Here is a 23,754-nt window from a genome sequence, read left to right as displayed (position 1 = left end):
GAGGCTCTAAAAAACAATATGCGACGCTAAAACCAAGATGGGTTGACCGATTACTTAATTTAGACATAAATAGCTAGGGCAAAGAATGCTTAATCATTTTCTTTAATCACCAATGGCACCCCAACCTCTCCTACATAAAACATAATGAGTTTTACAGGAACAGTGTCTTGATTAACACCATAGTGCCATTTATCCACCAACTCAACAATGGAGTCTCCAGAATTAAGATTTAGCTGTTTTCCATCTCTAGTAATGACCGTTAGCTTTCCCTGCAACACAACTCCAGCATTGATGACTGGGTGTTTATGCATTGGTAATCGCGTGCCTGGTGGTATCTCATAGCCAAGAATAGTAATTTCTGGATTTTTTGAAGGATAGGGAGGCAGCGGGCTTCCATCCCACTGTTTAGAGGTTTTAAGTATTTGCGTCACCTTTATTTCGCCTAGATTTAGATTTTTGCTCACATCACCATCTTTTGATTGAGCAAATGTAGATATCGAGATGCAAACCAATAACAACGAAATTAAATGCCTCATGATTGACTCCAATTTTGACCTGAATCTAAAGAGTTCGGACTGTGCCAACCAAATAAAAAACCATTTGCAGGTGGTTTTGGTGTTTCTTGGTGGCCCAGGGCGGAATCGAACCGCCAATACAAGAGTTTCTTCTCCATTAATTATCACTTTCAGATTCGGGCATTGCAGTAAATAACAGTACAAGCATGAGTAGAACAACAAAACGAGAGGCTGACTCTACGCCATTCCACTTCTCAGATTGCCACATGCAAAACCATTCGCCACCAACAACAATAAAACCCAAAAACCAGAGCAAAAAACCAGCCAAGCACCCAAGATAAACCCAGTTCTTAGCCCTATTAAATGCCAAGGGAGAATGAATATTTTTGAATAGACCAATAGCGCCCATGAGCAAAAGGGTGCCCATTAAAAATTCGACAAGGATGATCAAGCCATAAGCAAGCTTCCATGCGAAGGGATCAAGAATTGCGCGGTACTTCAAGGTATTTTCTGCAAAAACCGTATCCATAGAAAGAGTGTGACGAACAAAAGCATAATTAGATTCATAGTCCGCTACGTTATTGAAACAGACCAAAAGAGTAAAAGTAGCAAGCGAGAAACAAAAAATAGACTTACTTACCCTCAGAATATTCATTTAATTAAATTCTATAAAAGATTACAAAAACCCAATCCTATAATTCAACCCTTTTAAAAGATAAAACCGCCCAAAGGTAGTTTTAGCATTTCTTGGCGGTCTGTAGCAAAATCAACCAGGGCTACGATACCAAAGCTGAATCGAATTAATGCGGCTTAATCCAAAATTTGCACTAAGGCTTTCCGTCTTGCGAAGTAATTTCAAACGCTGAAAGCAACAGGCTTGCGCTCTTGCCAACAGATTTAGCAATATCCAACCCAAGTCAGCGCGTGCAAAGCCTGCAACTTGTTCAGCCACAGGTGCGATGTAGCCATAAAAAGTCATGAAGCCCGTCCAACCCAAAGTGGTGATCAGCAAACTGGCGAGCAACTGTGGGTTACGAAAGACCGCCAATTGCTTGCCCAAGCTGCGCTTGGACTCAGCGGCTTGCTGAGGAATCGTCAGCGCTATCGCCACGGTAGCCACCAAGCCTAATGCAGCCACCACCCAAAACGTCGCGTTCCAACCAAAAACGTTGCCGATCCAAGCGCCAGCTGGTACGCCGAGTATATTGGCCAGCGTCAAACCCGCAAACATCTGGCCCACAGCTTGCCCGCCGAGTTTTTCTGATACCAGCCGCGTCGCGACTACTGCGCCGATACCGTAGAACGGGCCTTGCGTGAGGCCGGCTAGCACGCAGCTTGCCAGTAGTACGCTATAGCCACTGGTGTTCGCGGCCACTAAATTTCCCATAATGAAAAGTCCCATTAGGCCGAGCAACACATTGCGCTTGTCGAAACGCGTCAGCCATAGTGTCAGCAGAGGGCCGCCGATCACGATGGTCAATGCATAGACGGTAATAAGGTGACCGGCCTGCCCGGTGCTTACTTGCAGGCTTTCAGCAACTTGCGTAAGCGGGCCCGCAATGCCGAACTCAGCTGTTCCAATAGCAAAGGCTGAAAGGATTAATACCCATATTTGAAGAGGCATTCTTGAAGTCATAGCATGTTCTTATTTTTTGAAAATTGAGCATAACAAAAGGGGGTAGATACAGGCATCCCTTAACTGTGGGATTAATCAAACGCATTGGTTTGCATTAGTCTGCAAAAATGATAAAAATAAAGCCGCATTACATCCTGATAGCAAATCTACTTTTGGCAAGTCTTAGCGCACATGCGGAGGTGAGAATTTCAATATCAAAGATTTCGGCCAATGGGGTTGGCGAGTATATAGGGACGATCAGCGCGATAGATACTCCCAAGGGTCTTTTGTTAACCCCCAACTTAAAAGATTTGCCCGCTGGAGATCATGGTTTTCACATCCACCAAAATCCAAGCTGTGAATCTCTAAAAAAAGATGGAATCTCCATTGCGGGCTTGGCAGCAGGCGGGCACTTTGACCCCGGGAATACTGGCAAACATGAGGGTTATATGGGGCATGGACATAAAGGGGATATGCCTGTTCTTACTGTTAATCCTAACGGCACAGCTGATAAGGCGCTAATTGTTCCGCACTTAAAAGAGGTAGACATTCTTGGGAGATCCATCATGATTCATGCGGGAGGAGATAATTACTCCGATACGCCATTACCTTTAGGCGGCGGTGGCGCACGCATCGCCTGTGGAGTAATCAAACAAGTCGAGGTAAGCGAAGGAGGCCAGGGCTCTGCTGATAACGAAGTCGGCACCCTCCTCACGGTATTTCAAAATTTAGCCAATAGCTTTTAGGCCCAAGAGATTAGAACCTGTTTAAGCACTCAATACCTCACCCTCAACCTCTCACAACGGTATTTTTTCAGCCACTGGCCATCCAAAGCGACAAATTTACCGCCCCTAACCCACCTCTATGCACGAATTTGAGGGGGTTAGGTTGGAGCACTCTAGGCAGCTGTGGCGATCATCTAACAGGTAGTAAAAATGCTCTTCAAAAAGAGATTGCCTAAACCACCCAAGACCATCCTCGATGACCTATTGCAATCGGGCGCAGTTAGGACTGGCAAGCAAGCGGTTGAGGATAAAAGTTAAAAGGGAAGCAAGCGGCAGAGTTTGCCAAATCAGCCAAGGATGAATTAAGACATCAACGTAAGAAGTAAAGCGCTTGTATCTATATCCCTACTCTCACTACCATTACTCATCATGCGAATTTAATCATGTTGTCGTGATGAATCGCCTTATCTGCAAAGCCAACTTATTAGGGCGTCTTATTGATAACCAATAATGCCCTTTCACCCTTAAAAACCTTTACAGCGCTTTCCAGCAAAGCCTTCTGATTGCGGTCCTGTTCCTCGAATCCAATCGGCATATAGGAGCCTTTTTTAAGCTGAACCCTATCAAACTTAAACCCTCTCTCGGACGCAATTGCTGAAAGTAAATTTGTTATCAATTCTTCTCTATGCGCTTGAACAACCTTAATCTTAGCGTCATCCTGCGGAAATGGCTCGTACAGGTGATCGAGATACTCCCTCCACGCATCTAACACGTTTTGCTCCATTTTTGTGCGTCTTGCAGCGCTTTTTCCATAGAACGTCAAATCAATCATATTGAGCGCGCGGACATGCTCAGGCGAAAGTCTTGCGCCCCTGGTTGCCATAAGAGATTTAAATATCAAGTCCTTGGCCTCTGAAGTTTTCCGAAGCGCCTCAATCCATTTTTGGGCTTGAACTGCCAATACGGGGCCCATTAAAGTTGCAAATACTATTGCCCAATCTCCACCAGTCATAATTCGCCCTTATAAAAACCCCCGCGTTTTTAGGGCGGGGGAAGTACATACACCACGTGAAAAAAGTTACGCCATGAAGACGTTTATTAAATTTAATGGCATTAGGCAGTTTGAGATACCCCATAAATGTGGGATTAGCCTCTAGGGGCATGTGCTCTAGAGTAAGAAATTATGAAAATTCTCGCCCTTTGGCTAATCTCACTATTCCCATTATTTGTTCTTGGCCTATCGGGGGCTTATTCGTGGATAGCTATGACAATAATTGCGGTTGCTACTCTTGGCTCCATTGGATTTACAATCAAAAACCCTTATCGCAGAAAGTAACCAATACCTTATATGCTTAAGAGCATTTTAAAATGCCCAGATTGCGGGACCAATAAATCCATATATACAAAAGTATGCAAGGCGCTTGATAATGTCATAAGACCTTTGCAAACCAATAGATTAAAACGCATGTTTTGCTTCAATAATTTACGTCTGCTAAAGAAAATAATTTTGTATTTTTGGTAAAAATTAATATTTTGATAAAATTTTCTAACTACTCACTATCGGCAAAAATCTTTAAAAATAACCCAATTACTCAGGGCGCAGTTATTGGAGCTGTTGGTGCCGTCCTAAATAGGCTTGGGGTAATGGTTGGCAATAGGATGTCATGGAGTTCTTTTCAAATTACGTTGCTAATTGAGCTTGTAATTCCCTTTATTTGCACTTTTATTATTTGCGCAATGCTTAAGCAAAAAATATCGAACTGTTTTTATATGGGTATATTTGCCAGCACAGTAGGAGTAATAACAACTGCGCTGACAGTCAACTGGGATTAAATTAATAATTCGTTGCCGGAACCGCCAATAGGCGTGAGTGGGATCTATTGTCATCCGCTTGCGGTATAACTCCTAAAGAGTGGGAATGCCTAAAACACAATCCAATGAAAGATGTTAAACGCCCAAGCTCAGGCAAGACTAGGGCAAGGTGAATTAGCTAAAAAGTAATTGATCTGTTGATGCGCTCTTGCGGGTGGGATGCCGAGCCCAAAAAAGTTACGACACCTGCTTTAGTGACTATGAATTTCTGCTTTGCAATAGAGATTAGAATGCGTGCCAGCCAAATATTAAGTCTTGCTGGGGCAAATATTGATCTCAAGAAGCGAGCGCCTTACCCACCCGAGACCAAGAATGACCGCTCAAGAACAGCACCTCTATCCAAGGAAGCTGTCAGATTATTGACCCTTAGTGAGACTAAAAGGGTATGGTTTTTGAGATTTCAAGCTCTGGCTTGGATGCCATTTTTAGAAAGTATCGGGATAAGGCGACATTGGAAGATTTGCACTTTCAGGATACTAGGCGTGAAGCACTCAGCAGTATCAGCAAGAAACTTGACCCATTTCAGCTTGTCAAAATATCAGGTCACGAGGACATAAGGATATATCTAAATCTTTATTACCAAGAGGATGTTAGCGTTACTGCCAAGTTGCTAGGCTATACATAACTAGTGCGTTACTTTATCAACCAAGCTACAGCGGCACAGAATCAACGTGTAAAAATAAATAACGCAATTCCAATAGATGCAACAAGCGCAACGATAAAGGCCTGAAAATGTAAATTAAATTCACCCCGATCATTACCGTAGACGATACAACACCTCATATCACTTAACATATGAGCCTTATATTTTTTTACATTCTTTTTGTTTCTTTTAACATAACTTATCGCATTGCAATAGAAAATTTAATAATGGTTTTCAATATCCCACATTTAAGGGATTTACCAATCCACGCTCACCCATTAAATTTATATTGCGTTGTTATGACGCTCCTTCTGGATGTGCAAACCATCCCCCGCCAGAAATGGTGGGGGATTTTATTTGATGATGTATGCGCATTTAAAGCAGGCTAAGCCAACTATAACCTTGAGAAAGTAAAGCATAGAAAGAAATGGAATGGGCGATATAAAAGCGGGCGATTTTGTGTATATGAGGCCTGATAGTCTGGCCATCACAGCTTCATCAATAGAGAATAGTGGTGCTAATTGCTCTTAGTTTGACTTTAACGGAGTTTAAAAAAGCAATTACTTTTTGCTTGTAGCCCTATAGAAAATTCATGCCGCATGAAAAATATCTTGATACATCACAATGGTGGTGACCCAGTCTATGTAGCACTCTCAGATGAGATGACTTTTGAGGTTGTCTACAAAGGCAAGTTAATAAGCTCACATAATTCAATCGGAATGGCCATTGAGTATGCATGCAATGAATGTATAAAGTCGGGCACAAAAGGCATTATTGACTGGGAAGTGGCTGAGAAATTGTAGGGTGTTAATGCCTCACCGTGTTCTCCCTAAAACGCTTATCTGGTGGGCCGAAGGGAATCAAACTGAGTACATAAGCGATTGATTCGTAATCACTACAGCACTAGCACTCTAAAAAGTTACTCACACTTTGTAAAAGTACCCCCCCCCCCCCCCCCCCCATGAAACTACTCACTCCCAATGGGCGCACTAATACCAATGGATACACCTCTTGGATTATTGTTTGGCGTATTAAACGTTCCCATGTAACCTTGATTAATAATGCCTATTTTGCTTGGATCTTGACCCATTACGCCTCCCTGCAATCCAAAATTTTGTAGCGGTCGATCACTAAGCCAAGCTCCGCTACTTGCCGACCTATCAATATTCTCCTTGAAAATCACCATTGAACTGTCGCTAGCTTCCACATGATTTGTGCCCGCTTTACCATGGTCGGAATTACCAGACGTATTGATGCCTCCAAGACTCTCTAGCGCGCCACCGTGTTGTAAAGAGGATTGGGCAAAGCATCCGCTTACCATGACAACCCAATAAAGAAAAAAGGGCATTAAAAATAGTTTATTAAAAAATAATCTCATTGAGATGACTTCCCAGCCTGAGCCTCTTCGAGTTTCGTGGAGTCCATTTGACTTGAGCAAGCCAATGCAAGTGATTTTCATGATTTAACTTTTTTCAGTTGATAAAATCAATGATGCCATCTATCTCTTTGATGCGGGCATCTTTTTACTTTTAACCGTCATTAATCAATCAGGGCCCTACCAATAGGAGAACTAAAGACTTACCCCGCCCACTGCTTGCCCGCTAACCCAGGATCAATGGTTCCATCGGGAAGCATGTGATTTTTCAAGCTTTCCCAGCCTTAGAAACTGCTGGCTGAGTAATGCCTCTGTGCCTTGCATAACCAGTAATGCTTAATCCCATAACCTTATTTCAAAATTTTAAAAACTGGTTATGGCTTTAACCCCATGCATTAATTAGATTTCTAATGGTTATAAGCTGAGCCACAACCTTAATTTTTGGTCCATCACTAGCCAATTCGTGCGCTAGTGATCCCCGCATAGGTTATTTGCCGAAGAGTACCTTGGACTAGATCAATCCCAATGCGGACGATCTGATGATAAATCTCCCGCCATCAAGAAGGATCTGTAATCTTCACCCAAATTCTGCTGAGCGATCACCACAATCCAGTATTACTTTTTAGACTGGCGAAGTTGCTCATCAATCCTAGACTGTAATGAAGCAATAAGAGATGCTTTAACGGCCATTTCAAATTCAGCACCAACAGGAACGGGGTGCCGCGCCATTAATGCGTTTACCTCATCAAGAATTTTCTTTAAATCGTAAATCTGCCCGATAGATAGCTGCTCAACGCCATATAAAGCAGCCCGTATTTCAAATAGTCGTTTATATATAATCCTATTTTCAGCGTGATAGCGAGTAATACGGTGGCCTATGTTTAGTCGACTTAGTGGATAGAGAATAAAGAGGATGGCTGTCAACAATAACCATATTTTATCCACAATCCCGGCAACCCTATAAGGAAAATGCTTCAACCCAAAAGCAAGCCCGTTTTCATAAAAGTATTTTGCGGGCTCGCTTAATGAATATGTGGGGTCAATATATGAGGGCATCTCGCCACGCTTGGAGAAAAATAGAACCTTAGATTCCATAAAAATCTTTTTTAGAGTCGATAAAATTAAAATCTGCGTATCTGGATGAAGTGATTTTTTTACCACTAGTGATGTTGTAGTTGCAATAAGTGTGATGTCCCTTGGTGGAATTAACAAATCAAAATCCAACGATGCTATTGGAATTTTTACCGTCTGCAGAAAAGGGAACCGCTTCTCATATGCCTCTGAATATTTAAAATCAAATATGTCATATTCCTTGCTCTTTAATAGATCTCTAACTGAAATGGACAGGATTGGCGAGACAATTATAATTGCATCCAAAGTCCCATTTTTGAGATCACGAGCATTATTCTCATAGCTATCAAATTTAAAATTTTTCTTATTATCTATCTCAATGTTGTGCGCTAAAAATATTTTTCTCGCAATTGCCTGTGTACCACCCTCAACAGGCCCCACCCCAACTAGCAGGCTTGCAAAATCCTTCAGCTGCTTGGGTTTTTGTGCCAAGTTATTTCTATAGAAGATCCATACAGGTTCATAACCAACGCTTCCCAAAGATACAATTTCATCCAAATCCTCTTCCTTGGGATCAAGGCCACCCTGAATTAACGCAGCATCAACACCCTCACCTAGGTTGCGCAGCAATGCAATATTCTCAAGTGAACCCGAAGTAAATCTGAGCTCAATATCAATCCCAGATTTCTTAAATTCCCCTTGCGTTAATTTAACTAACCGCGAGTATCCCGAATTTTCACCCGCAGTTGCAACCAATAACTTCCCAGGCGGAATAAGACCGACCCAATAAACCACCCCAACAATACTGAAAATTAAAGAGGTTACAAGAAATATATTTTCATAAATACTAACCAGCATGGAATTGATCTCATCCCTTGCAATCAGCCATATGTAATGAATCATTTAAAAATCTAAGGTGTGCGGACTAAAATTGAATAACAGCTTTTTATTATCTGAAGATCGTTATGAAATGCTAAACATTCTGCGATTTTGGCCATATATATGCCGAACTAATAATAATTATTCTAGGGATTTTTGTCGCTAGTGGTTTGCCGCCTCCCCTATTTAAGGGATTGAATCTCATGAAGTTGTTAGATGACGCTACCCGGTAGAAGTCCTTGAACTTATTTAACCAATCAATGTTAATTAAAGAAAATCTCTTAAAGGGTGTGTTGTGTTGATCTAACACTAGAGCTTATGAGAGTGAAAGCCCTAAATTGAACTCCAGAATATGCGCCCTGCGGGGGCAGAAGTGTTGCGCAAGAGTCCATATTTTGCCGTTATTTAATCCAACTGAATGTTGTTATCTTTAATCACCTTGCCCCTAGCGATTACTTCACCCTGTAGCCACTTACTAAATTTTGCAGGAGTCATGGGGTATGCTTCAGCACCTGCAGCCTTCAAAGCCTCTTGCACCTCTGGCAATTTAATTGCATTAAGAATTTCTGCATTTAATTTGTCCACGATTGGCTGTGGCGTTCCATCTGGAGCAAGCACTCCCTGCCTGCTCCCAGTTAAAAATCCAGGAATGGTTTCAGCAACAGTGGGAGCGTTTGGTGTGACTGGATTACGTTTAGAACTAGAAACTGCCAATAACTTAATAATTCCACCCTTAACATGCGGGTAGATGCCAGTCACCCCATTAAAAGTAACGTCAACTTGCCCAGCCCCAAGATCGGTGATTGCTTGCGCACTGCCTTTGTAGGGAATATAGGCCCAATCGATACCGACCTTCTTTGCAAATACAATGCCAGCTAAATGATTCGCACTGCCACTACCGGCTGCCGCAGCAAAATTTAACTTTCCGGGATTCTTTTTTGCGTAAGAAATTAATTCAGCTGTAGTATTGAATGGCATTTTATTGCTGGCCACCAGTAAATGCGGCGAGTAAGCCACCATCGCAATTGGCGCAAAATCTTTATTAACGTTAAATGTTAGGCTTGGATACAAAGTTTGACTGATCAGTGGAATGCATGACACCAGCGAGAAAGATGCCATCGGGTTCGGCCAATAATGGCAGAGATGAGCGTCTCATGCCCCTCATCTTATCCAGTCTGCCCAATCATCAATTGATAACCAGCGGCCGCCAAAGATTCAGTTAACGATTGGATAGTTTCTAGAAATACAGGTCCGCTGATTGTTGGTACAACAGCAGCAATCAAGCGGCTCTTCGCAGATGCAAGACCCCCAGCTAACAAATTCGGCACATAACCAGTCTTATCGATGGCTTTCTGGACTGCAAGTCGGGTTTCTTCAGCAACAATGTCAGGGGTATTTGAAACGCGAGAGACAGTAATCGTTGAAACGCCAGCGAGTTTAGCTACCTCAGCAAGAGTTACTTGACCGGTACCCTTTCTGGAGCGTTTAATATCTGGCATGCATGAAGTGTATACAAAACCGATGAATGAAATCAAAATTGTCGGTTAACCCGACAAACCACCCGCAGCTACTTGTAGAACTACTGTTAGGCCAATAGAACCTCTTTGCACCCGTTGGACGCGAGTTCGAATCCGCCCAACCCACCAGTTATACAAAACCCACTTTCAGATGGCTTTTTCTTTCACGCTATTTCTTGCCCATCATTTCCTAGGTCGCAGACCTTTTTGAATGAGTGCGCCGCATGACAACCCAAGGACCAGAGAAAAAATAATCGCCGGCCACCTAAGGCGCTCACGCGCTCTAGACCTGACTTCTCGCATGACAAAGGTTTCTCCTTTAATCATTTCGTTGTAGGACTGTTGGAAAGAGGAAATTTTCTGGACTAAGAAATCATCTGTTTCGGTATTCTCATAGCGATTACGCACCTCCATCTCGCCCAAGCGATTTAACTCGGCCGTATAGCGCGCAACATATTTTTTAGCGTCCTGGTACATTACTTCTTCATCTTTGGTGAAATAGGCACTTCGTAAAACCGGAACATATCTCTCGGCTGAATCAAAAAGGGGTTGATCAGCCCTCGGATTGGCAGCCAACCAAGCAAGGGAAATGGCTATGGCTAGCAACATGCCAATTAATGTCATCTTTAATAGTTTTCCGGTGCTGACACTACTTTTGCGGAACAGATACCCCAGCAAAAAGAGCGCTAAGAGCAAACCAAAAGCACAAACAATCGTTGCGCCCGTTGATGCGTCTAACCAATATGATGCCAATAGGCCAAGTAAAGCAGCAATACAGCCCAGCACCACGCCATAGATCCACTGGGTAATCGCTTTTTGAGCGAGCAGCAGTCCAATTAATGCCGGAATAATTAGAAATGAGAACACCAGCAGCACGCCAGCTATAGCCACCGAGCTTGTCACCACCAGACCGAATGCAGAATAAAAGCAAAGGTCTGCTATCCAACCCTTTGTGCCACCTACCTGCATCCATTGCTTAGTCGTAGCCAACGCCAATATAGTACCAATGACCATGTAGAGCGCCACTACACCATAAAGATCGGAAATATCTACCGTGAGAACGCTGCCCGTCAATATTTGTTTTAAATGTTCCGCTCCTTGTGGCGCTCGCTCTATCAATAGAATTGCTGCGGCTGCCGACACAATATAGAGCACGCCAACGAGCGCCTCTGCAGGAATTTTTGCTGGGGCAAAACGCACCAACGAGAGCATTAAGGCTGCTGAGAGGGCAAAGCCAAGTGACCAGCTATAAGCGCCAACTGATTGAGGAAGATGTCCTTGCATAAATGCCACTGTGGCCCCCAGCGAAGCACATTGCGCTAGTGCCAAATCGACAAAGACGACATTTTTCTTCAGAACATGTAGGCCAAATTGACAGTGAACGCCAATCAATACGACGCATACAAAAAAAGGTACTGCTAATAATTCAGTCAATTCAGTCATTTCAAATTTTTATTAAATGCCGCAAGTAAATTCTGAATATTGCCATCCATCATCTGGATGTAATCTTTTGAGCCATTATCCCCTACGGATGTGCTTAAGACGGCTACCTGCGCACCCGATTTTTTAGCCAGAAAATCTACCTCGCGATTAGGCTCTTGAGGGCGCTTTACGATCACTCGAATTTTTTCAGCTTCCATTTTTCCAAGGAGTCGCGATAGTTCGGCGGCACTAGGAGATACGCCAGGCTTAGACTCAACTGTACCCGCAAAATTTAATCTAAAGCGTCTTGCAAAATAAGGCCAATTGTTGTGATATGTAAGCATTGGCATACCCCTAAGAGACTCAAGCTTCCCTTGCCATTCTTTGGTCTTACGATCTAAGTTCACCAGAAAATCAACCCGCTGCTTCTCGTAATATTTTGCATTGGATGGATCAATCCTCGCTAATGCTTCAACAACATTGCCAGTAATGACAGCGGCATTTTTGGGATCAAGCCAGTAATGCGGGTTGCCTACTCCGTGAGCATGGCCACCACCTCCAATACCACCTCCCTTTACCTCTAAAAGAACAATGGCATTGGAAGTGTCGACATACGCTGCACCACCCTTGTATAACTCGGTCCTTCCAGTTTGGCGCAACATGCGATCAAGCCATAGGTCGTAATCTAAACCGACTCGAACAACGAGATTTGCTGACTTTAGCCTGTCTAAATCTTGGGGTTTAGGTGCGTACTCTTCAGCCTCCGCTCCAGGCGACACCATTGAAATCACTTGAACCTTGTCGCCACCAACATATTCAACAAAACTCTTTAAGTCTGTGGTGGTAGTCACCACCTTAATTACAGCAAATGCCACGCTACTCATGCAGGCAGCACTTACCAAAATCCCAATAAAAAAGGCGCGAAAGATCGCTCTCTCGCGCCCACACTGAAAAATCATTTCTTAACGCTTACCCATACACTCTTAGGCAATACACAGTGAATCGACTTTTGAGGACCATTCATTTCACCAACGCGGCAGTCCATTGCTACGGAAGCTAAACCGTACGCATCAAGACGATTCATACCTTTTTTCTGTTGCAACAACTCAATCATTGCCATTGAGGCTGCATCCATCGCCTTATTTGCATCTGCATCAGTTCCAACCGTAACAAACTCTGTCACAGTTTCTGCCATTGGACGAGGAGGAATACCTCTAGCCTTCTGATCCTTCGGCGTCATGCAGTGAATACCTTTTTTGACATTTACCACTTGCGATACGCGGCAATCAGAAATCGCAGGCATCAACTTAGCAGCAGCATCAGCACTGACACCTCTTTGCTCAACAATAAATTTAACGGTCTGAGCCTTAGCGCCGTCAAGAGCAAGATTTAGATCTTTATCGAATCCAACAGTGATCCAAGTTTTGTCGGTTTCAATGCGCGGCATATCCATCTTCTTATTCTTGATGACCTCCACGGAAACATTCAACTCTTTGTAGGCGGTCTCAATAGCAGTTAAGTTAACCTCACCGTTACCTTGCGCAGCATGAGAGTCACCTGACCAAAATAAGGCCCCTTTAACCCAAACTGGCAGATATAAGGTTGTGCCTTCGGTCATATCGCGAATGTCCATATTCCCGCCGAATTCGCCCGGGAGAACACTGGTGTATTGACCAGGTTCAGCTCTTGCTACGCCGATGGTTCCAGGAAAAGGCTTCAAAGGAATTTCAATGCCCGGCGCAAATTCAGCAACCTTACGATTCATATCAAGGTAGAGATATTTAACCTGTCCGTCCTGGAAGTCTTTTGGAAACTGACCAAACATTCCCGGAATATTAAAGTTAGTGCCATATGCGCGAGGCACAATTCGATTTAACTTCACCTTTAATACATCTCCAGGCTCTGCGCCCTCAACATAGATTGGGCCAGTCAATGTGTGTGGGCCACGGCCCGGGTGATCGGTGCGAAGCTTTTTTAACTCTTCAATAGTCACCCCGGGAATGACCTGGTTATGGGCATGCATCATAGTTTCCATAACAACCGTATCACCAGACTTCACTTTTAGAACTGGTGGCTGCGCATTATTAAACCAGCCCCATTGAGTAGTTTCTAGGGTGGCGGGAAGTAAATAAGTGGCTCCTGGGAACTGGCTAGCATCTGTTTTTGATTGTGCGGACAATATGCCAGACACTGTTGCGCCTGCAATAGCCAGCGCAGCTACAGAGGATAAATGAGCAATCTTCTTCAAACGAATCTCCTTAAGGTTTATGCAACTTCTTGTTATCACCAAAAACTTTGCGTTACACCCCACTCCTGACTTCATTTCTTTATGTGGAGCCTACAACTTCTTTTTAACATCTCCAAGAAAGCCATTTAAAAGACACTAGCACCAAATTTGTGCTTTAGAAACAAGAGGCATCAATAAATAAGATTCTTACACACTAAAATAGTGCAAACACCTATATAAAGCAAGCTTAACCTTGGTAGAACTAGGCGACACACCGATAAACGGATTTCTTAAGACTAGGATGAGCACCGTTAATGAAATCAAACCAATAGCCAATAGCACAGTCATTTTTTAACCCTTTAGGCCATTGATTTGTATGGTATCTTAAATACCAAAAACTTCTTTTATTCCCCTGGTCGCAAGCTAAAATCTCGCCCGACCCACCAGTTATACAAAGAGATTGCAGCAATGCAACCCTTTTTCCTTTTGTTATATGGAATGTAGTGGTGACCGCTGGTGACAATAGATTTCCCCAGTTATAGAATGGTTTAGAGGGATCGCCCATTGGGAATTTAAGGGCGCCGACCTTTGTGATCCAAAGAGAGCCTATCTTGGGGAGTCGATGGTCCGCCTTCGGCCTATAGGGGCCATTTGCAGTAGGGCGATTTTTTAAAAATCTGCCTTACATTCTGACGCAAAATAGCTTTGTTATTTTTTGGATTGAGTTGATGAATATCGAGATAATCTTGCCAACACTAATTCCCATCCTCAGAAAATTTGCACTTTTGCAATTGCGGAATGAGGCAATGGCAAATGATGCTGTACAAGAAGTTTGTCTGGCCGCCATTCAGAATGGGCAGACCTTTAGAGGTGAGTCTGAATTAAAGACTTGGCTCATCGCCATCTTAAAAAATAAGATCATTGATCATTTGCGTGTTGAGTCACGCAAAGTGACCTCTTCCCCCAATGATTTTGATGGGGATGATTTCTCAGGTTTATTTAATAAGCGCGGCCATTGGAACGAGGAAGATCGACCTGCTAACTGGGGCAATCCTGATGAAGTCTTGGAGAAGAAGCGTTTTTGGGAGATCTTCGAGGTTTGCATGACCACCCTACCTGAGAAACTGGCTCGGATTTTCTCCATGGCGGAATTTCTAGGGATGGAATCAAAAGAAATTTGTAAGGAATTAGAGATTACTTCGTCTAATTACTGGGTCATAATGCACCGCGCAAGAATGCATTTGAGGATATGCCTCGAAAAGCGTGGATTGGGCATAGGGAAATAGGGATCAAAATGTTGTCGTGCCAAACAGCAACCGAGTTAATGAGTATGCGGGTGGAGCAACCTCTCTCTACTAGGCAAAACCTCGCCCTTGGACTTCATTTGACGATGTGTAGAGGTTGTCGAAGTTTCCAAAAGCAGATGCAGACCATTCATGAGGCATGCAAAATTTTCCCCGATCATTTATTTAAAGATTCTTTGTAAGGTTTTGCCTTCTCAAACGACTAATGGTTAGTTCGTGCAAATAACCCCAAGGAGTTGTTTATGAAGTCTTTTATCAAGGTATTGTTAGTTTTTGCTTCATTTCAGGCCGTTTCTGTATTTGCAGCGGGCCAAGAATTCACCCAGGCCAATTTTGATACTCTACAAGCTGCTGGTAAGCCTGCGATTGTTCATGTGCATGCGGATTGGTGCCCAACTTGCAAATCACAGGACGCCATCTTAAATCCTCTAATGAAGTCTCCTGAATTTAAGGGGGTTTCCTTCTTACAAGTCAGCTTTGACGATCAAAAAGATGTTCTTAAGAAATTTAACGTAGCAAATCAAAGTACGATTATTGTCTTTAAAGGCGGTAAAGAGGTTGGCCGTTCAGTTGGAGACACAAAAGCTGCCTCTATTGATGCATTAGCGAAAAAATCTCTCTGATGGAGTTTGGTTTAGCTTCGTATTTACTAGCATTTGGGGCGGGCATCTTATCAACGCTCTCCCCATGTGTTATCCCTATACTTCCGATTATTCTGACCACGGCATTCAATCAACATCGATTCGGCGCCTTAGCTCTTGCCTTTGGTCTAGCCCTATCCTTTGCCATTATTGGTACTACCCTAGCAAGCATCGGTGCAAGCGTTGGCATTACTCAAGGTGGCTTCCGATTTGTTGCGGCGATCATTATGGGGGTCTTGGGTGTTGTTCTTTTATCAAAAAGACTCCAAGATTATTTTACTCAATCGATCTCAAGCGTCGGTGGCTTTGGCAACTCCTTGCTATCGAAAATAACAATTAACGGATTAACGGGCCAATTTGTCATTGGCCTCTTACTCGGCTTAATTTGGAGCCCCTGTGTCGGCCCGACTTTGGGTGCCGCGATCGCTCTAGCAAGTCAAGGGGCCCATATCAGTAGCATCTTGTTAATGATGGGAGTTTTTGGATTTGGTGCTGGCTTGCCTTTAGCAATATTAGGCTTTGTCTCAAGAAGTGTTCTCAATAAGGCAAGAGGTCGTCTAGCAAATGCCGGCTCCATCGGCAAGAAAATATTAGGCATGTTCCTCCTAATAATCAGCATTTTGATACTTGCTGGATGGGATAAAAGCATGGAAGCATTCTTAGTGGAGATCTCACCCGCTTGGCTGACTGAGTTAACAACATCCCTATAAATCTTACTAACCCGCAGAGCTTACTGGCAAGTTTCCTGGGACTCTTTTAAAACCCCGGAGTGAGATTCAAATTTAGGAATATCACTTAATTGATTTCAACAATAATTTTTTTGTCGCCATTTGTCACTTCAATTTTAAGGTTTAACTCACCGGGTGGTGGAGTGCCGATAAAACGCAGATTTTCAGCATCAAAGCGAATCCATTTTGGTAGCGCTGAACCATTCAATTGGGTTGCAGTTGGCGCGGCGTTAGTTGCATCACTCCTTCCTGAAAACGCTTCAGGTAGATCAAAAGCAAAGCTTTTAGCTCTAGATTTTGGAATGCTTACCTTCATCACATTATCAAACCTAGGCCTACCAGCATTTTTCCGGGTAAGATCCCTAGGGACACCTGTCTCCTGTTTAACAGCCCTAGCACCATCTGTATATCCAACCTCCGGCGCACTTGATTGCACTCCCGAAATATCGGGCAAGGTGTTAGTACCAGATTGCGGAATAGAGCGTAACTCAAAATTGCCTCTCAGGGTCATGTAAGTGCTCGCCATAACCCCTGCATTTATTGCATTAACTCCATCTGGAGCTTTAGTCACGGCCTCCGACAAAGAGCCGCGTGGATTAGAAGTATTATCAGCAATAGTTGGGTATTGGTCTGCCTGGAGAATTGCATAGTTTCCAGCCACCCGGTTAATAACATAGTTTGCTGCACTTAATAAATCAACTTCCAATACGCCCATGTATCTTCCGAGCTCATTAACTCCTCTGTTTGAGCGTTTAATAAGGGGTCTTTGGCTTAATACCTTCGCCGCCGTTTCACCATTCACAAAGCCAGAGTAACTTACCCCGTTGTAACCAACAGCATCAGGTCGACCATAGCGCTTGGAATCATCATTTGCAGTTATGGTGAGAACGGCTTTTGCAATCGCGCCAGAACCATTCGTCCAGGCCAAAGTATAGTTAGCCGCATTTATCCCCGCAAGCGCCACTGACCCCAGCAAAATAGAGCGCGATCCCGCATCAGCAGAATCATAAATTGGCCTACCTTTGATAAAGACATTGTCTATGCCATAGATCCTTCCAGTCAGTGAGCCATAGCCCGCGCTGCTTGCAGGCAAATTGACTGTTCCATCATAGACTTTATTAACTCCATTTAAACCAGACAAACTCAAAGTAGCTGGCGTAATGTTGGCAGTCAGTACCGCATCGGTAATGGTGTAGTTACCCGCGAGCGCGCCATCGCTATACGCGTAAGCGCTCGTGTAGGTCACACCCTTGTTGTTGCCCGCATTAGCATCTGCAAACAAGGCAGCACTTGGTGTTAAGGCAATCTTTTGTCCGCTAATGAGACCGTTAAAGACTGCGCCGCCGGCATTCACTGTGGCATCGCGCGTACCGTCATAGGCTCTATTGTTGGCCACTACCCCAGAGACCGTGATCGCTTTAGGCGTAATGTTGGCAGTCAGTACCGCATCGGTAATGGTGTAGTTACCCGCGAGCGCGCCATCGCTATACGCGTAAGCGCTCGTGTAGGTCACACCCTTGTTGTTGCCCGCATTAGCATCTGCAAACAAGGCAGCACTTGGTGTTAAGGCAATCTTTTGTCCGCTAATGAGACCGTTAAAGACTGCGCCGCCGGCATTCACTGTGGCATCGCGCGTACCGTCATAGGCTCTATTGTTGGCCACTACCCCAGAGACCGTGATCGCTTTAGGCGTAATGTTGGCAGTCAGTACCGCATCGGTAATGGTGTAGTTACCCGCGAGCGCGCCATCGCTATACGCGTAAGCGCTCGTGTAGGTCACACCCTTGTTGTTGCCCGCATTAGCATCTGCAAACAAGGCAGCACTTGGTGTTAAGGCAATCTTTTGTCCGCTAATGAGACCGTTAAAGACTGCGCCGCCGGCATTCACTGTGGCATCGCGCGTACCGTCATAGGCTCTATTGTTGGCCACTACCCCAGAGACCGTGATCGCTTTAGGCGTAATGTTGGCTTCACCAGTTAAGGTGCCAGCTACTGCTGGAATAGTGCCACTGCTATCTGCAATTACATATCCATAAACTGGCTTATCGTTACTAGACAGGCCAGATGCATAAGTGATACCGCTTACGGCAATCGTTTTAGCCCCTAAAACATTGGCATCGTTATAGGTACCGCTAGTTGCTATATTAATTACAAGTGACTTATCACCATCAACCCCCATTGCGCTATAAGAGTAATGGTCTCTAACTAAGGTTGGGCTAGTAGTATTGCCGTCATAGACCTTAGTGATCGCATTTGCCGAAGTTCCAAGTCTGACATTGATAGTTGGTGCGAAGCTATAAAGCAAGCCATTTCCATCATGGGGGCCGGTAGGAGAGTTGCCAGCCCAATTGGCTGATGTCACGTTATATTGCTTGTAGTCAAATGCAAGGCCGCCAACAACATCACTCACTGACCCAGAAAAAGGATTAGTGTTGGTGCTCAACACGGTCCAGTTTGTGTTGGCCGATAGGCCAGTGGCACCCTGATTATTCACAAACCGAGATGTTGTGATTGCTATACCACCAGTAGTGCTAATAATCGATTTATTTGTAGGTATCGTAAATGAGCCAGCCGTCTTGAGAACAACGTTACCAACAGATGTAATGCCCTCATATGTAACGCCATTAATAGTGATCGACCCGAGCGCCATATTTGACTTGCTGACAAGAATGATGCTGCCCACACCTCTATCAGACAAGCTAGTTGAAGCAATGTTATATGCGGCAATAGTGGCGATTTCATTGTCAGCATTAGCAAAGGAGTAATTACCGGCACCAATCAATCCAATTTGGTTATTGCCAGCCAAAACCTTACCACTGATAGTAATGCTACCACCAATAAATATATCGCCAACGATAGTAACAACGCCAGAAACAGACCCCGTACTAGATGAGCTCATTAAAGCGCCGATTGGTAATGGTCTTGGTACTGCCAAAGTTGCTGCAGGCGTGAACCCAATCCCTTGGACATCTACAGCATTATCAATGCTTCCACCATTAAGATCTAAGGTTGCACCACTACTGACTATAATTTTGGAGCCTGCACCAGAGAATGGGTCTGATACGCCCAACTTGAGGATACCGGCTGAAATTGTTGTTATCCCGGTGTAGGCGTTGATGGCCGATAGGGTTAAGATCCCACTTCCAGACTTGGTGAAATTACCTGCACCCGTGAGCACCCCGCTATATGTGACATCAGAATTATTCACAAGCGTAAGCGTCCGATTCGCGTCAATGCTAATGTTGCCACTTATAGATGAAACAGAAATGTTCGCACCTACCCTAAATATGCCAGTGCCAGTTTGAACAATAGACGACGTGTTCGCGAGCGATCCAGTAACAAAGAGTGTGCCGCTAGAAACTTCGGTAATCGAGTTGGTATTGTTTCCAGAAAGCGTGGTTACACCCCCGCCCAAATATGTGCTCGTCACGATTAACCGATAATTCCCGCTTATATTGCCCGAAATAGTACCCGTCGAAGGACCATGAACATTAACGTTAGTATCGCCACCCAAAGTAATTGCTCCGGAAAGGGTGCTGCCCCCCTCTAGTCTGATGGCGCCAAGATTGCCGCTCCATTCAGTCCAGCCCGCGCTATTGACTGTCACTGGGTTGGCTACTGTCCCCGAGGATACATAGAGTTGACTATTGCTGCCCACATTTATGCGTGGAAGTATAGATCCGGAACCAACTGTCTGAGAGAGCACAAGGCGTACACCCTCAGTCGAAATATTGCCTGTAAAGCCAGTCGACACACCAGTGTATGCGTAATAGCTACAAGCTACACATGAGGGCTTATTTGAACCAGAGATCACCAAAGAGCCTGCGCCTGTGAGTGCATGTGAAACTATGACAGTTGCCGCAGACGATGAGGTGTAGTATTTCAGGGTCGCGTTTTCAGCAATCTCCGCACTAGAAGTATTAATGGAGCCCGTTATCATCAAGGTGCCACCTGAAACTAATGTGGTACCCGAATAGGTATTTGCGCGCGATAGGGTAAGTGTTCCTAGACCCCTCTTCACAAAAGCAACTTCACCAGAAATCACACCTGAGTACGTGGTGTTGCCTGCTTGCTCAATGGTAAGGGTGCCGCGTGTCATAGAAATATTTCCAGAACCCTGAACGCCACCGGCAGCAATTAACGTAAGATTGCCGCCAGCGCCGGTCACAGTCCCGTTGATATTAATGTTACCGACTGTTCCAGATGAGCTGCAGCCAGAGATACCACTTGGGCAGCTTGAATTACCTACTGTGTCGATCGTGACATTAGTTGTGCCGAACGAAAATGAGTTCAACGTGTAGTCGTATGGATCGAGTAACCAATTACCAGCTCTTCCACGTGGCGCCTCCGCGCTCACAAAACCACCATCAACTATTAAGTGATAGCCCGAAGTTTCAATCTGACCACCATTACCGCCATCGGTTCCGCCGTTAGATTTAATCGAGCCCTTGACCGTAGTGTAGGAGCTCGAATTCCTAATATCCGACCAAAGCACTACTTTGCCGCCATTACCATTTTGGGTTGCGCTAGCATCAATGCTGACGCCAGAGAACATGCTTACTTTGGTTGCCTGATAAACACCATTGCTATTTTGCCAGTCACCACCGACTAAAATTGTGCCGCCGCCGTTGGTGCCCGTTGCTTGGATTTGAGTGGTTCCAGTGAGAACAATGGCGTCGCCAAGGATGTGAACTGTACCGCCGTATTGAGGGCTACTGCTAGCCTGAGGGGCTGCCGAAGAGGCATTTGCTGAAGCAGAGATTCGGGTGGAATCGAGGTTGACTGCTAAGGATATTACGGTAAAGCCATTTGAAAACACTTGATTAAAAGAAGTGATGAATGCTGGGGAGGCAGTCGATGGAGGCGCCATTGCAGGAGGCGTCAATATGGAGCCTCTGCCATTTGCATTGGTCAAACCAATAGAAACTAAGCCACCTCGAGTTAAGCCATCAGCGCTAATTAATGCGCCAATAAGGTCGGTATGGGTTTTACCTGAAACAATAATTTTGCCACCTATTCCGCCATTACCCTTACCTACCGCATCAATAATACCGTTTACATTAACGGCGCCCTCACGTGAAGCAATGGTGATATTTCCACCATTAATACCATTGGCGACAATTGCAGAGTTAGAACCAATAGCAATATTTCCAGTAGCAAATATCCAAATATTGCCACCATTAGTTTCATAAGTATTTGCATCAGAATTTAATCCGCCATTAATACCATTATTACGACGAGCGGTTACTAAATTAGCATCAAGTGATTTATTAGCATTTCCAGAATTATTACTACGGCCATTAGATCTAATTGATCCCAAAATGTTAATCGCAGCGCCCACTAAATATATTTGTGAATTCTCACCGCCATTAGTATTAATTGAACCATTCATATTAATTGCTTGGGCCACCATATATACATTACCAGCAGTAATATTATTATTTACATTAATAATGCCATCATTAGCAATAATAGAAAGGCTAGTTAATGCATTGGCCGAATAAATATCAGCACCTAATAAGAAGGTTAACTGCCCTTGGGTGCTATTGGTGCAAGATCCATATCCAGGGCAAGCTGCCCCTGTGACATCTAATGTGACGTTAGTTGTCGACAGCGCATTGCTAATAACATTTGCTCCTACGCTATCAATGGTGAGTGATATAGGATCTAATAACCAGCGCCCTGCTTTTCCGCTGGCCGCAGAAGCATTGATCTTAAGAGAGGAATCGAGCACCACTTGCCCAACTGAGCTCGTTTCAATAAAGCCGCCATTGCCAGAAATAGCCCCGCCTAAGCTATTTAGCACTCCACCAACTGTGGTTTTAAGCAATGACCAAATGCTGATCATGCCACCATTGCCTGTTTTTTGGGCGGAAACATCAATTAAAGCGCCTGCAGCGATGTTTACGATGCTTGCCATTGAGGCGCTTTGAGCATCCTTGGCGGCCAATTTCTGACCATTACTAACCGATTCTGCCTTAGCGCCAATAACCACTTGCCCACCACCTGCTACCCCGATAGCCGTAGTTTGTGATTGACCGCCTAAATTAATGACATTACCAACTAGGTTAACCTGCCCACCAACTGGAGTCGATGTTGTTTTTGGGGCTGCCGAGGCGTTAACTGCGGAGCCAGCAGCTACATTGGCCGCTGCTAAAGGGGCGCTTTGTACCCCATCAGCAGCAATAATGCTACTTTGATTAATCGTACCGCCAGTTAACACCACTTTGCCGCCGGACTTATCCATCCCAGTAGCGCTAATCGTACCCGTATTATTAATGATGGATGCTCTCAAATCAGATGCTGAATTAGCGGCAATAATAATTTGACCGCCATCCGTTTTGATTAAACGCTTATTATCGATCAATGATTTAACTGCAGAAGCATCTACGTTGACATTAATTAACTGGCTTCCGGAGAAAGTTAGCGTCACTTTTTCGCCGGAAACTAATGCGATTGCATTATTGCCACTCATCGTAGCGATTAATACACCCTCATTTTTTACTTCAGGCGCCATTAAGGCAATATAACCATCAACAGAATTAATAGTAATGCGACCTTTATTAATCACTCTACCAGTACCATTACCAGAATAATTACCTTTACCATCCATATAATCTCTATCAGAGATATTCATTGTGGTTGCAGTAATACCACCAGTATTAATTTCCGCGCCTTTTCCGAAAATAACACCATTCGGATTAACAAATATCACATGACCATTGGCATTTACTGCGCCATTAATCATTGATTGGGTGGCGCTATTAACGCGATTTAATGTAGAAGCATTACTATTAGGCTGATTAAAGTTTACTGTCGCATCCTTGCCGACATTAAAGCTTTGCCAATTAATCACAGCACGTTGAGTGCTTTGATTAATATTCATCGTATTACCGACTTGATTTATCGTTGCAGCTCCTGCCGCAACCTGTCCGCCCGTTGGCAATGCATTGCTTGCCAACGGCTCAGCGAGTAAATTAGTTGCTACGCACAGTGATGAACTAGAGAGAAGTGCGAAGAAGATTTTTTTCAAGCGCAGATCTGCGGCCTTCCCCTTTGGGAAAGCCGCAGAAGATACATCACAAACCGGCGGATTGAAATATGGCTTAATCACTATCACTTTTTGTTATTGCGTAAGACAAGTGACAGTCTAATTTTTGAATGAGCGTATTCCACTAGTCCCTAGGGACTATCTGCGCAAATTTAATGGTGAAAAAAAG

18 protein-coding genes are annotated in these 23,754 nt (G+C 44.2%); 6 read left to right on the top strand and 12 right to left on the bottom strand.

What is annotated here, in order from left to right; translation table 11 throughout:
- Nucleotides 1-89 precede the first annotated feature (89 nt).
- The 3 genes from ICN16_RS00200 to ICN16_RS00190 all read right to left on the bottom strand — a co-directional run bounded on the left by ICN16_RS00200 (nt 90) and on the right by ICN16_RS00190 (nt 2,139).
- Nucleotides 90-536 carry a cupin domain-containing protein gene (locus ICN16_RS00200; RefSeq protein WP_216133048.1) on the bottom strand — a complete coding sequence of 149 codons (447 nt, stop codon included), beginning with the start codon at nt 534-536 and terminating at the stop codon, nt 90-92.
- 136 nt (nt 537-672) lie between these two features.
- Entirely contained in the window at nt 673-1,170 is a 498-nt protein-coding gene (locus ICN16_RS00195; RefSeq protein WP_216133047.1) for a DUF2165 family protein, read from the bottom strand.
- Nucleotides 1,171-1,281: 111 nt separating this feature from the next.
- Nucleotides 1,282-2,139, bottom strand: coding sequence for an MFS transporter (locus ICN16_RS00190; protein WP_216133046.1), 858 nt, complete (start codon nt 2,137-2,139; stop codon nt 1,282-1,284).
- A 119-nt stretch (nt 2,140-2,258) separates the two neighbouring features.
- On the opposite strand from ICN16_RS00190, the gene sodC reads away from it, so the two are divergent.
- Nucleotides 2,259-2,876: a superoxide dismutase family protein gene (gene sodC / locus ICN16_RS00185; protein WP_216133045.1), complete on the top strand. Its 618-nt coding sequence runs from the start codon at nt 2,259-2,261 to the stop codon at nt 2,874-2,876.
- A 463-nt stretch (nt 2,877-3,339) separates the two neighbouring features.
- On the opposite strand, the gene ICN16_RS00180 is transcribed toward sodC, so the two are convergent.
- Entirely contained in the window at nt 3,340-3,867 is a 528-nt protein-coding gene (locus ICN16_RS00180; protein WP_216133044.1) for a DUF6680 family protein, read from the bottom strand.
- Between the two features lie 2,102 nt (nt 3,868-5,969).
- On the opposite strand from ICN16_RS00180, the gene ICN16_RS00175 reads away from it, so the two are divergent.
- A complete protein-coding gene (locus ICN16_RS00175) occupies nt 5,970-6,173 on the top strand; it encodes a hypothetical protein (protein ID WP_216133043.1) in 204 nt (67 codons plus the stop codon).
- 164 nt (nt 6,174-6,337) lie between these two features.
- Here the strand turns inward: ICN16_RS00175 and ICN16_RS00170 are convergent, their stop codons facing one another.
- From ICN16_RS00170 to ICN16_RS00140, 7 genes are all read right to left on the bottom strand, one after another.
- Entirely contained in the window at nt 6,338-6,829 is a 492-nt protein-coding gene (locus tag ICN16_RS00170; protein WP_216133042.1) for a hypothetical protein, read from the bottom strand.
- Nucleotides 6,830-7,360: 531 nt separating this feature from the next.
- The gene (locus ICN16_RS00165) at nt 7,361-8,719 is read right to left on the bottom strand and encodes a TAXI family TRAP transporter solute-binding subunit (RefSeq protein ID WP_216133041.1); all 1,359 of its coding nucleotides are present in this window, start codon (nt 8,717-8,719) and stop codon (nt 7,361-7,363) included.
- A 381-nt stretch (nt 8,720-9,100) separates the two neighbouring features.
- Nucleotides 9,101-9,814: a tripartite tricarboxylate transporter substrate binding protein gene (locus tag ICN16_RS00160; protein WP_255533541.1), complete on the bottom strand. Its 714-nt coding sequence runs from the start codon at nt 9,812-9,814 to the stop codon at nt 9,101-9,103.
- 47 nt (nt 9,815-9,861) lie between these two features.
- Entirely contained in the window at nt 9,862-10,194 is a 333-nt protein-coding gene (locus ICN16_RS00155) for a LacI family DNA-binding transcriptional regulator (RefSeq protein WP_370625587.1), read from the bottom strand.
- Nucleotides 10,195-10,395: 201 nt separating this feature from the next.
- On the bottom strand, nt 10,396-11,655 hold the full coding sequence (locus ICN16_RS00150) for a metal ABC transporter permease (protein ID WP_216133039.1): 1,260 nt from the start codon (nt 11,653-11,655) through the stop codon (nt 10,396-10,398).
- Nucleotides 11,652-12,593, bottom strand: a complete 942-nt coding sequence (locus tag ICN16_RS00145) for a metal ABC transporter substrate-binding protein (RefSeq protein WP_216133038.1) — start codon at nt 12,591-12,593, stop codon at nt 11,652-11,654. Before ICN16_RS00145 ends, ICN16_RS00150 begins: the two co-directional genes overlap by 4 nt.
- Nucleotides 12,590-13,882, bottom strand: coding sequence for an acetamidase/formamidase family protein (locus tag ICN16_RS00140; protein ID WP_216133037.1), 1,293 nt, complete (start codon nt 13,880-13,882; stop codon nt 12,590-12,592). The genes ICN16_RS00145 and ICN16_RS00140 overlap by 4 nt, the downstream gene beginning before the upstream one ends.
- A 707-nt stretch (nt 13,883-14,589) precedes the next feature.
- On the opposite strand from ICN16_RS00140, the gene ICN16_RS00135 reads away from it, so the two are divergent.
- Genes ICN16_RS00135 through ICN16_RS00125 form a run of 4 tightly spaced genes read left to right on the top strand, consistent with a single transcriptional unit; the run spans nt 14,590 to nt 16,516 of the window.
- The gene (locus ICN16_RS00135; RefSeq protein ID WP_216135523.1) at nt 14,590-15,147 is read left to right on the top strand and encodes a sigma-70 family RNA polymerase sigma factor; all 558 of its coding nucleotides are present in this window, start codon (nt 14,590-14,592) and stop codon (nt 15,145-15,147) included.
- A complete protein-coding gene (locus ICN16_RS09910) occupies nt 15,111-15,347 on the top strand; it encodes a zf-HC2 domain-containing protein (RefSeq protein ID WP_370625586.1) in 237 nt (78 codons plus the stop codon). The genes ICN16_RS00135 and ICN16_RS09910 overlap by 37 nt, the downstream gene beginning before the upstream one ends.
- 60 nt (nt 15,348-15,407) lie before the next feature.
- Entirely contained in the window at nt 15,408-15,788 is a 381-nt protein-coding gene (locus ICN16_RS00130; RefSeq protein WP_216133036.1) for a thioredoxin family protein, read from the top strand.
- Nucleotides 15,788-16,516 carry a cytochrome c biogenesis CcdA family protein gene (locus ICN16_RS00125; protein WP_216133035.1) on the top strand — a complete coding sequence of 243 codons (729 nt, stop codon included), beginning with the start codon at nt 15,788-15,790 and terminating at the stop codon, nt 16,514-16,516. Before ICN16_RS00130 ends, ICN16_RS00125 begins: the two co-directional genes overlap by 1 nt.
- Nucleotides 16,517-16,601: 85 nt before the next feature.
- On the opposite strand, the gene ICN16_RS00120 is transcribed toward ICN16_RS00125, so the two are convergent.
- Nucleotides 16,602-23,648, bottom strand: coding sequence for a YDG domain-containing protein (locus tag ICN16_RS00120; protein WP_216133034.1), 7,047 nt, complete (start codon nt 23,646-23,648; stop codon nt 16,602-16,604).
- Between the last annotated feature and the right edge of the window lie 106 nt (nt 23,649-23,754).

Origin of the sequence: Polynucleobacter sp. es-MAR-4, assembly GCF_018882055.1 — a bacterium.
Classification (GTDB): domain Bacteria; phylum Pseudomonadota; class Gammaproteobacteria; order Burkholderiales; family Burkholderiaceae; genus Polynucleobacter.
The sequence above is the reverse complement of the archived record's forward strand: the minus strand, read 5'-3'. Positions and strand labels throughout refer to the sequence as shown.

Bases quoted from the DNA above. Each gene is read 5' to 3' on its own strand.
- ICN16_RS00200 (WP_216133048.1), bottom strand. From the start codon at position 536: ATGAGGCATTTAATTTCGTTGTTATTGGTTTGCATCTCGATATCTACA.
- ICN16_RS00195 (WP_216133047.1), bottom strand. From the start codon at position 1,170: ATGAATATTCTGAGGGTAAGTAAGTCTATTTTTTGTTTCTCGCTTGCT.
- ICN16_RS00190 (WP_216133046.1), bottom strand. From the start codon at position 2,139: ATGCCTCTTCAAATATGGGTATTAATCCTTTCAGCCTTTGCTATTGGA.
- sodC (WP_216133045.1), top strand. From the start codon at position 2,259: ATGATAAAAATAAAGCCGCATTACATCCTGATAGCAAATCTACTTTTG.
- ICN16_RS00180 (WP_216133044.1), bottom strand. From the start codon at position 3,867: ATGACTGGTGGAGATTGGGCAATAGTATTTGCAACTTTAATGGGCCCC.
- ICN16_RS00175 (WP_216133043.1), top strand. From the start codon at position 5,970: ATGAAAAATATCTTGATACATCACAATGGTGGTGACCCAGTCTATGTA.
- ICN16_RS00170 (WP_216133042.1), bottom strand. From the start codon at position 6,829: ATGAAAATCACTTGCATTGGCTTGCTCAAGTCAAATGGACTCCACGAA.
- ICN16_RS00165 (WP_216133041.1), bottom strand. From the start codon at position 8,719: ATGATTCATTACATATGGCTGATTGCAAGGGATGAGATCAATTCCATG.
- ICN16_RS00160 (WP_255533541.1), bottom strand. From the start codon at position 9,814: ATGGCATCTTTCTCGCTGGTGTCATGCATTCCACTGATCAGTCAAACT.
- ICN16_RS00155 (WP_370625587.1), bottom strand. From the start codon at position 10,194: ATGCCAGATATTAAACGCTCCAGAAAGGGTACCGGTCAAGTAACTCTT.
- ICN16_RS00150 (WP_216133039.1), bottom strand. From the start codon at position 11,655: ATGACTGAATTGACTGAATTATTAGCAGTACCTTTTTTTGTATGCGTC.
- ICN16_RS00145 (WP_216133038.1), bottom strand. From the start codon at position 12,593: ATGATTTTTCAGTGTGGGCGCGAGAGAGCGATCTTTCGCGCCTTTTTT.
- ICN16_RS00135 (WP_216135523.1), top strand. From the start codon at position 14,590: ATGAATATCGAGATAATCTTGCCAACACTAATTCCCATCCTCAGAAAA.
- ICN16_RS09910 (WP_370625586.1), top strand. From the start codon at position 15,111: ATGCCTCGAAAAGCGTGGATTGGGCATAGGGAAATAGGGATCAAAATG.
- ICN16_RS00130 (WP_216133036.1), top strand. From the start codon at position 15,408: ATGAAGTCTTTTATCAAGGTATTGTTAGTTTTTGCTTCATTTCAGGCC.
- ICN16_RS00125 (WP_216133035.1), top strand. From the start codon at position 15,788: ATGGAGTTTGGTTTAGCTTCGTATTTACTAGCATTTGGGGCGGGCATC.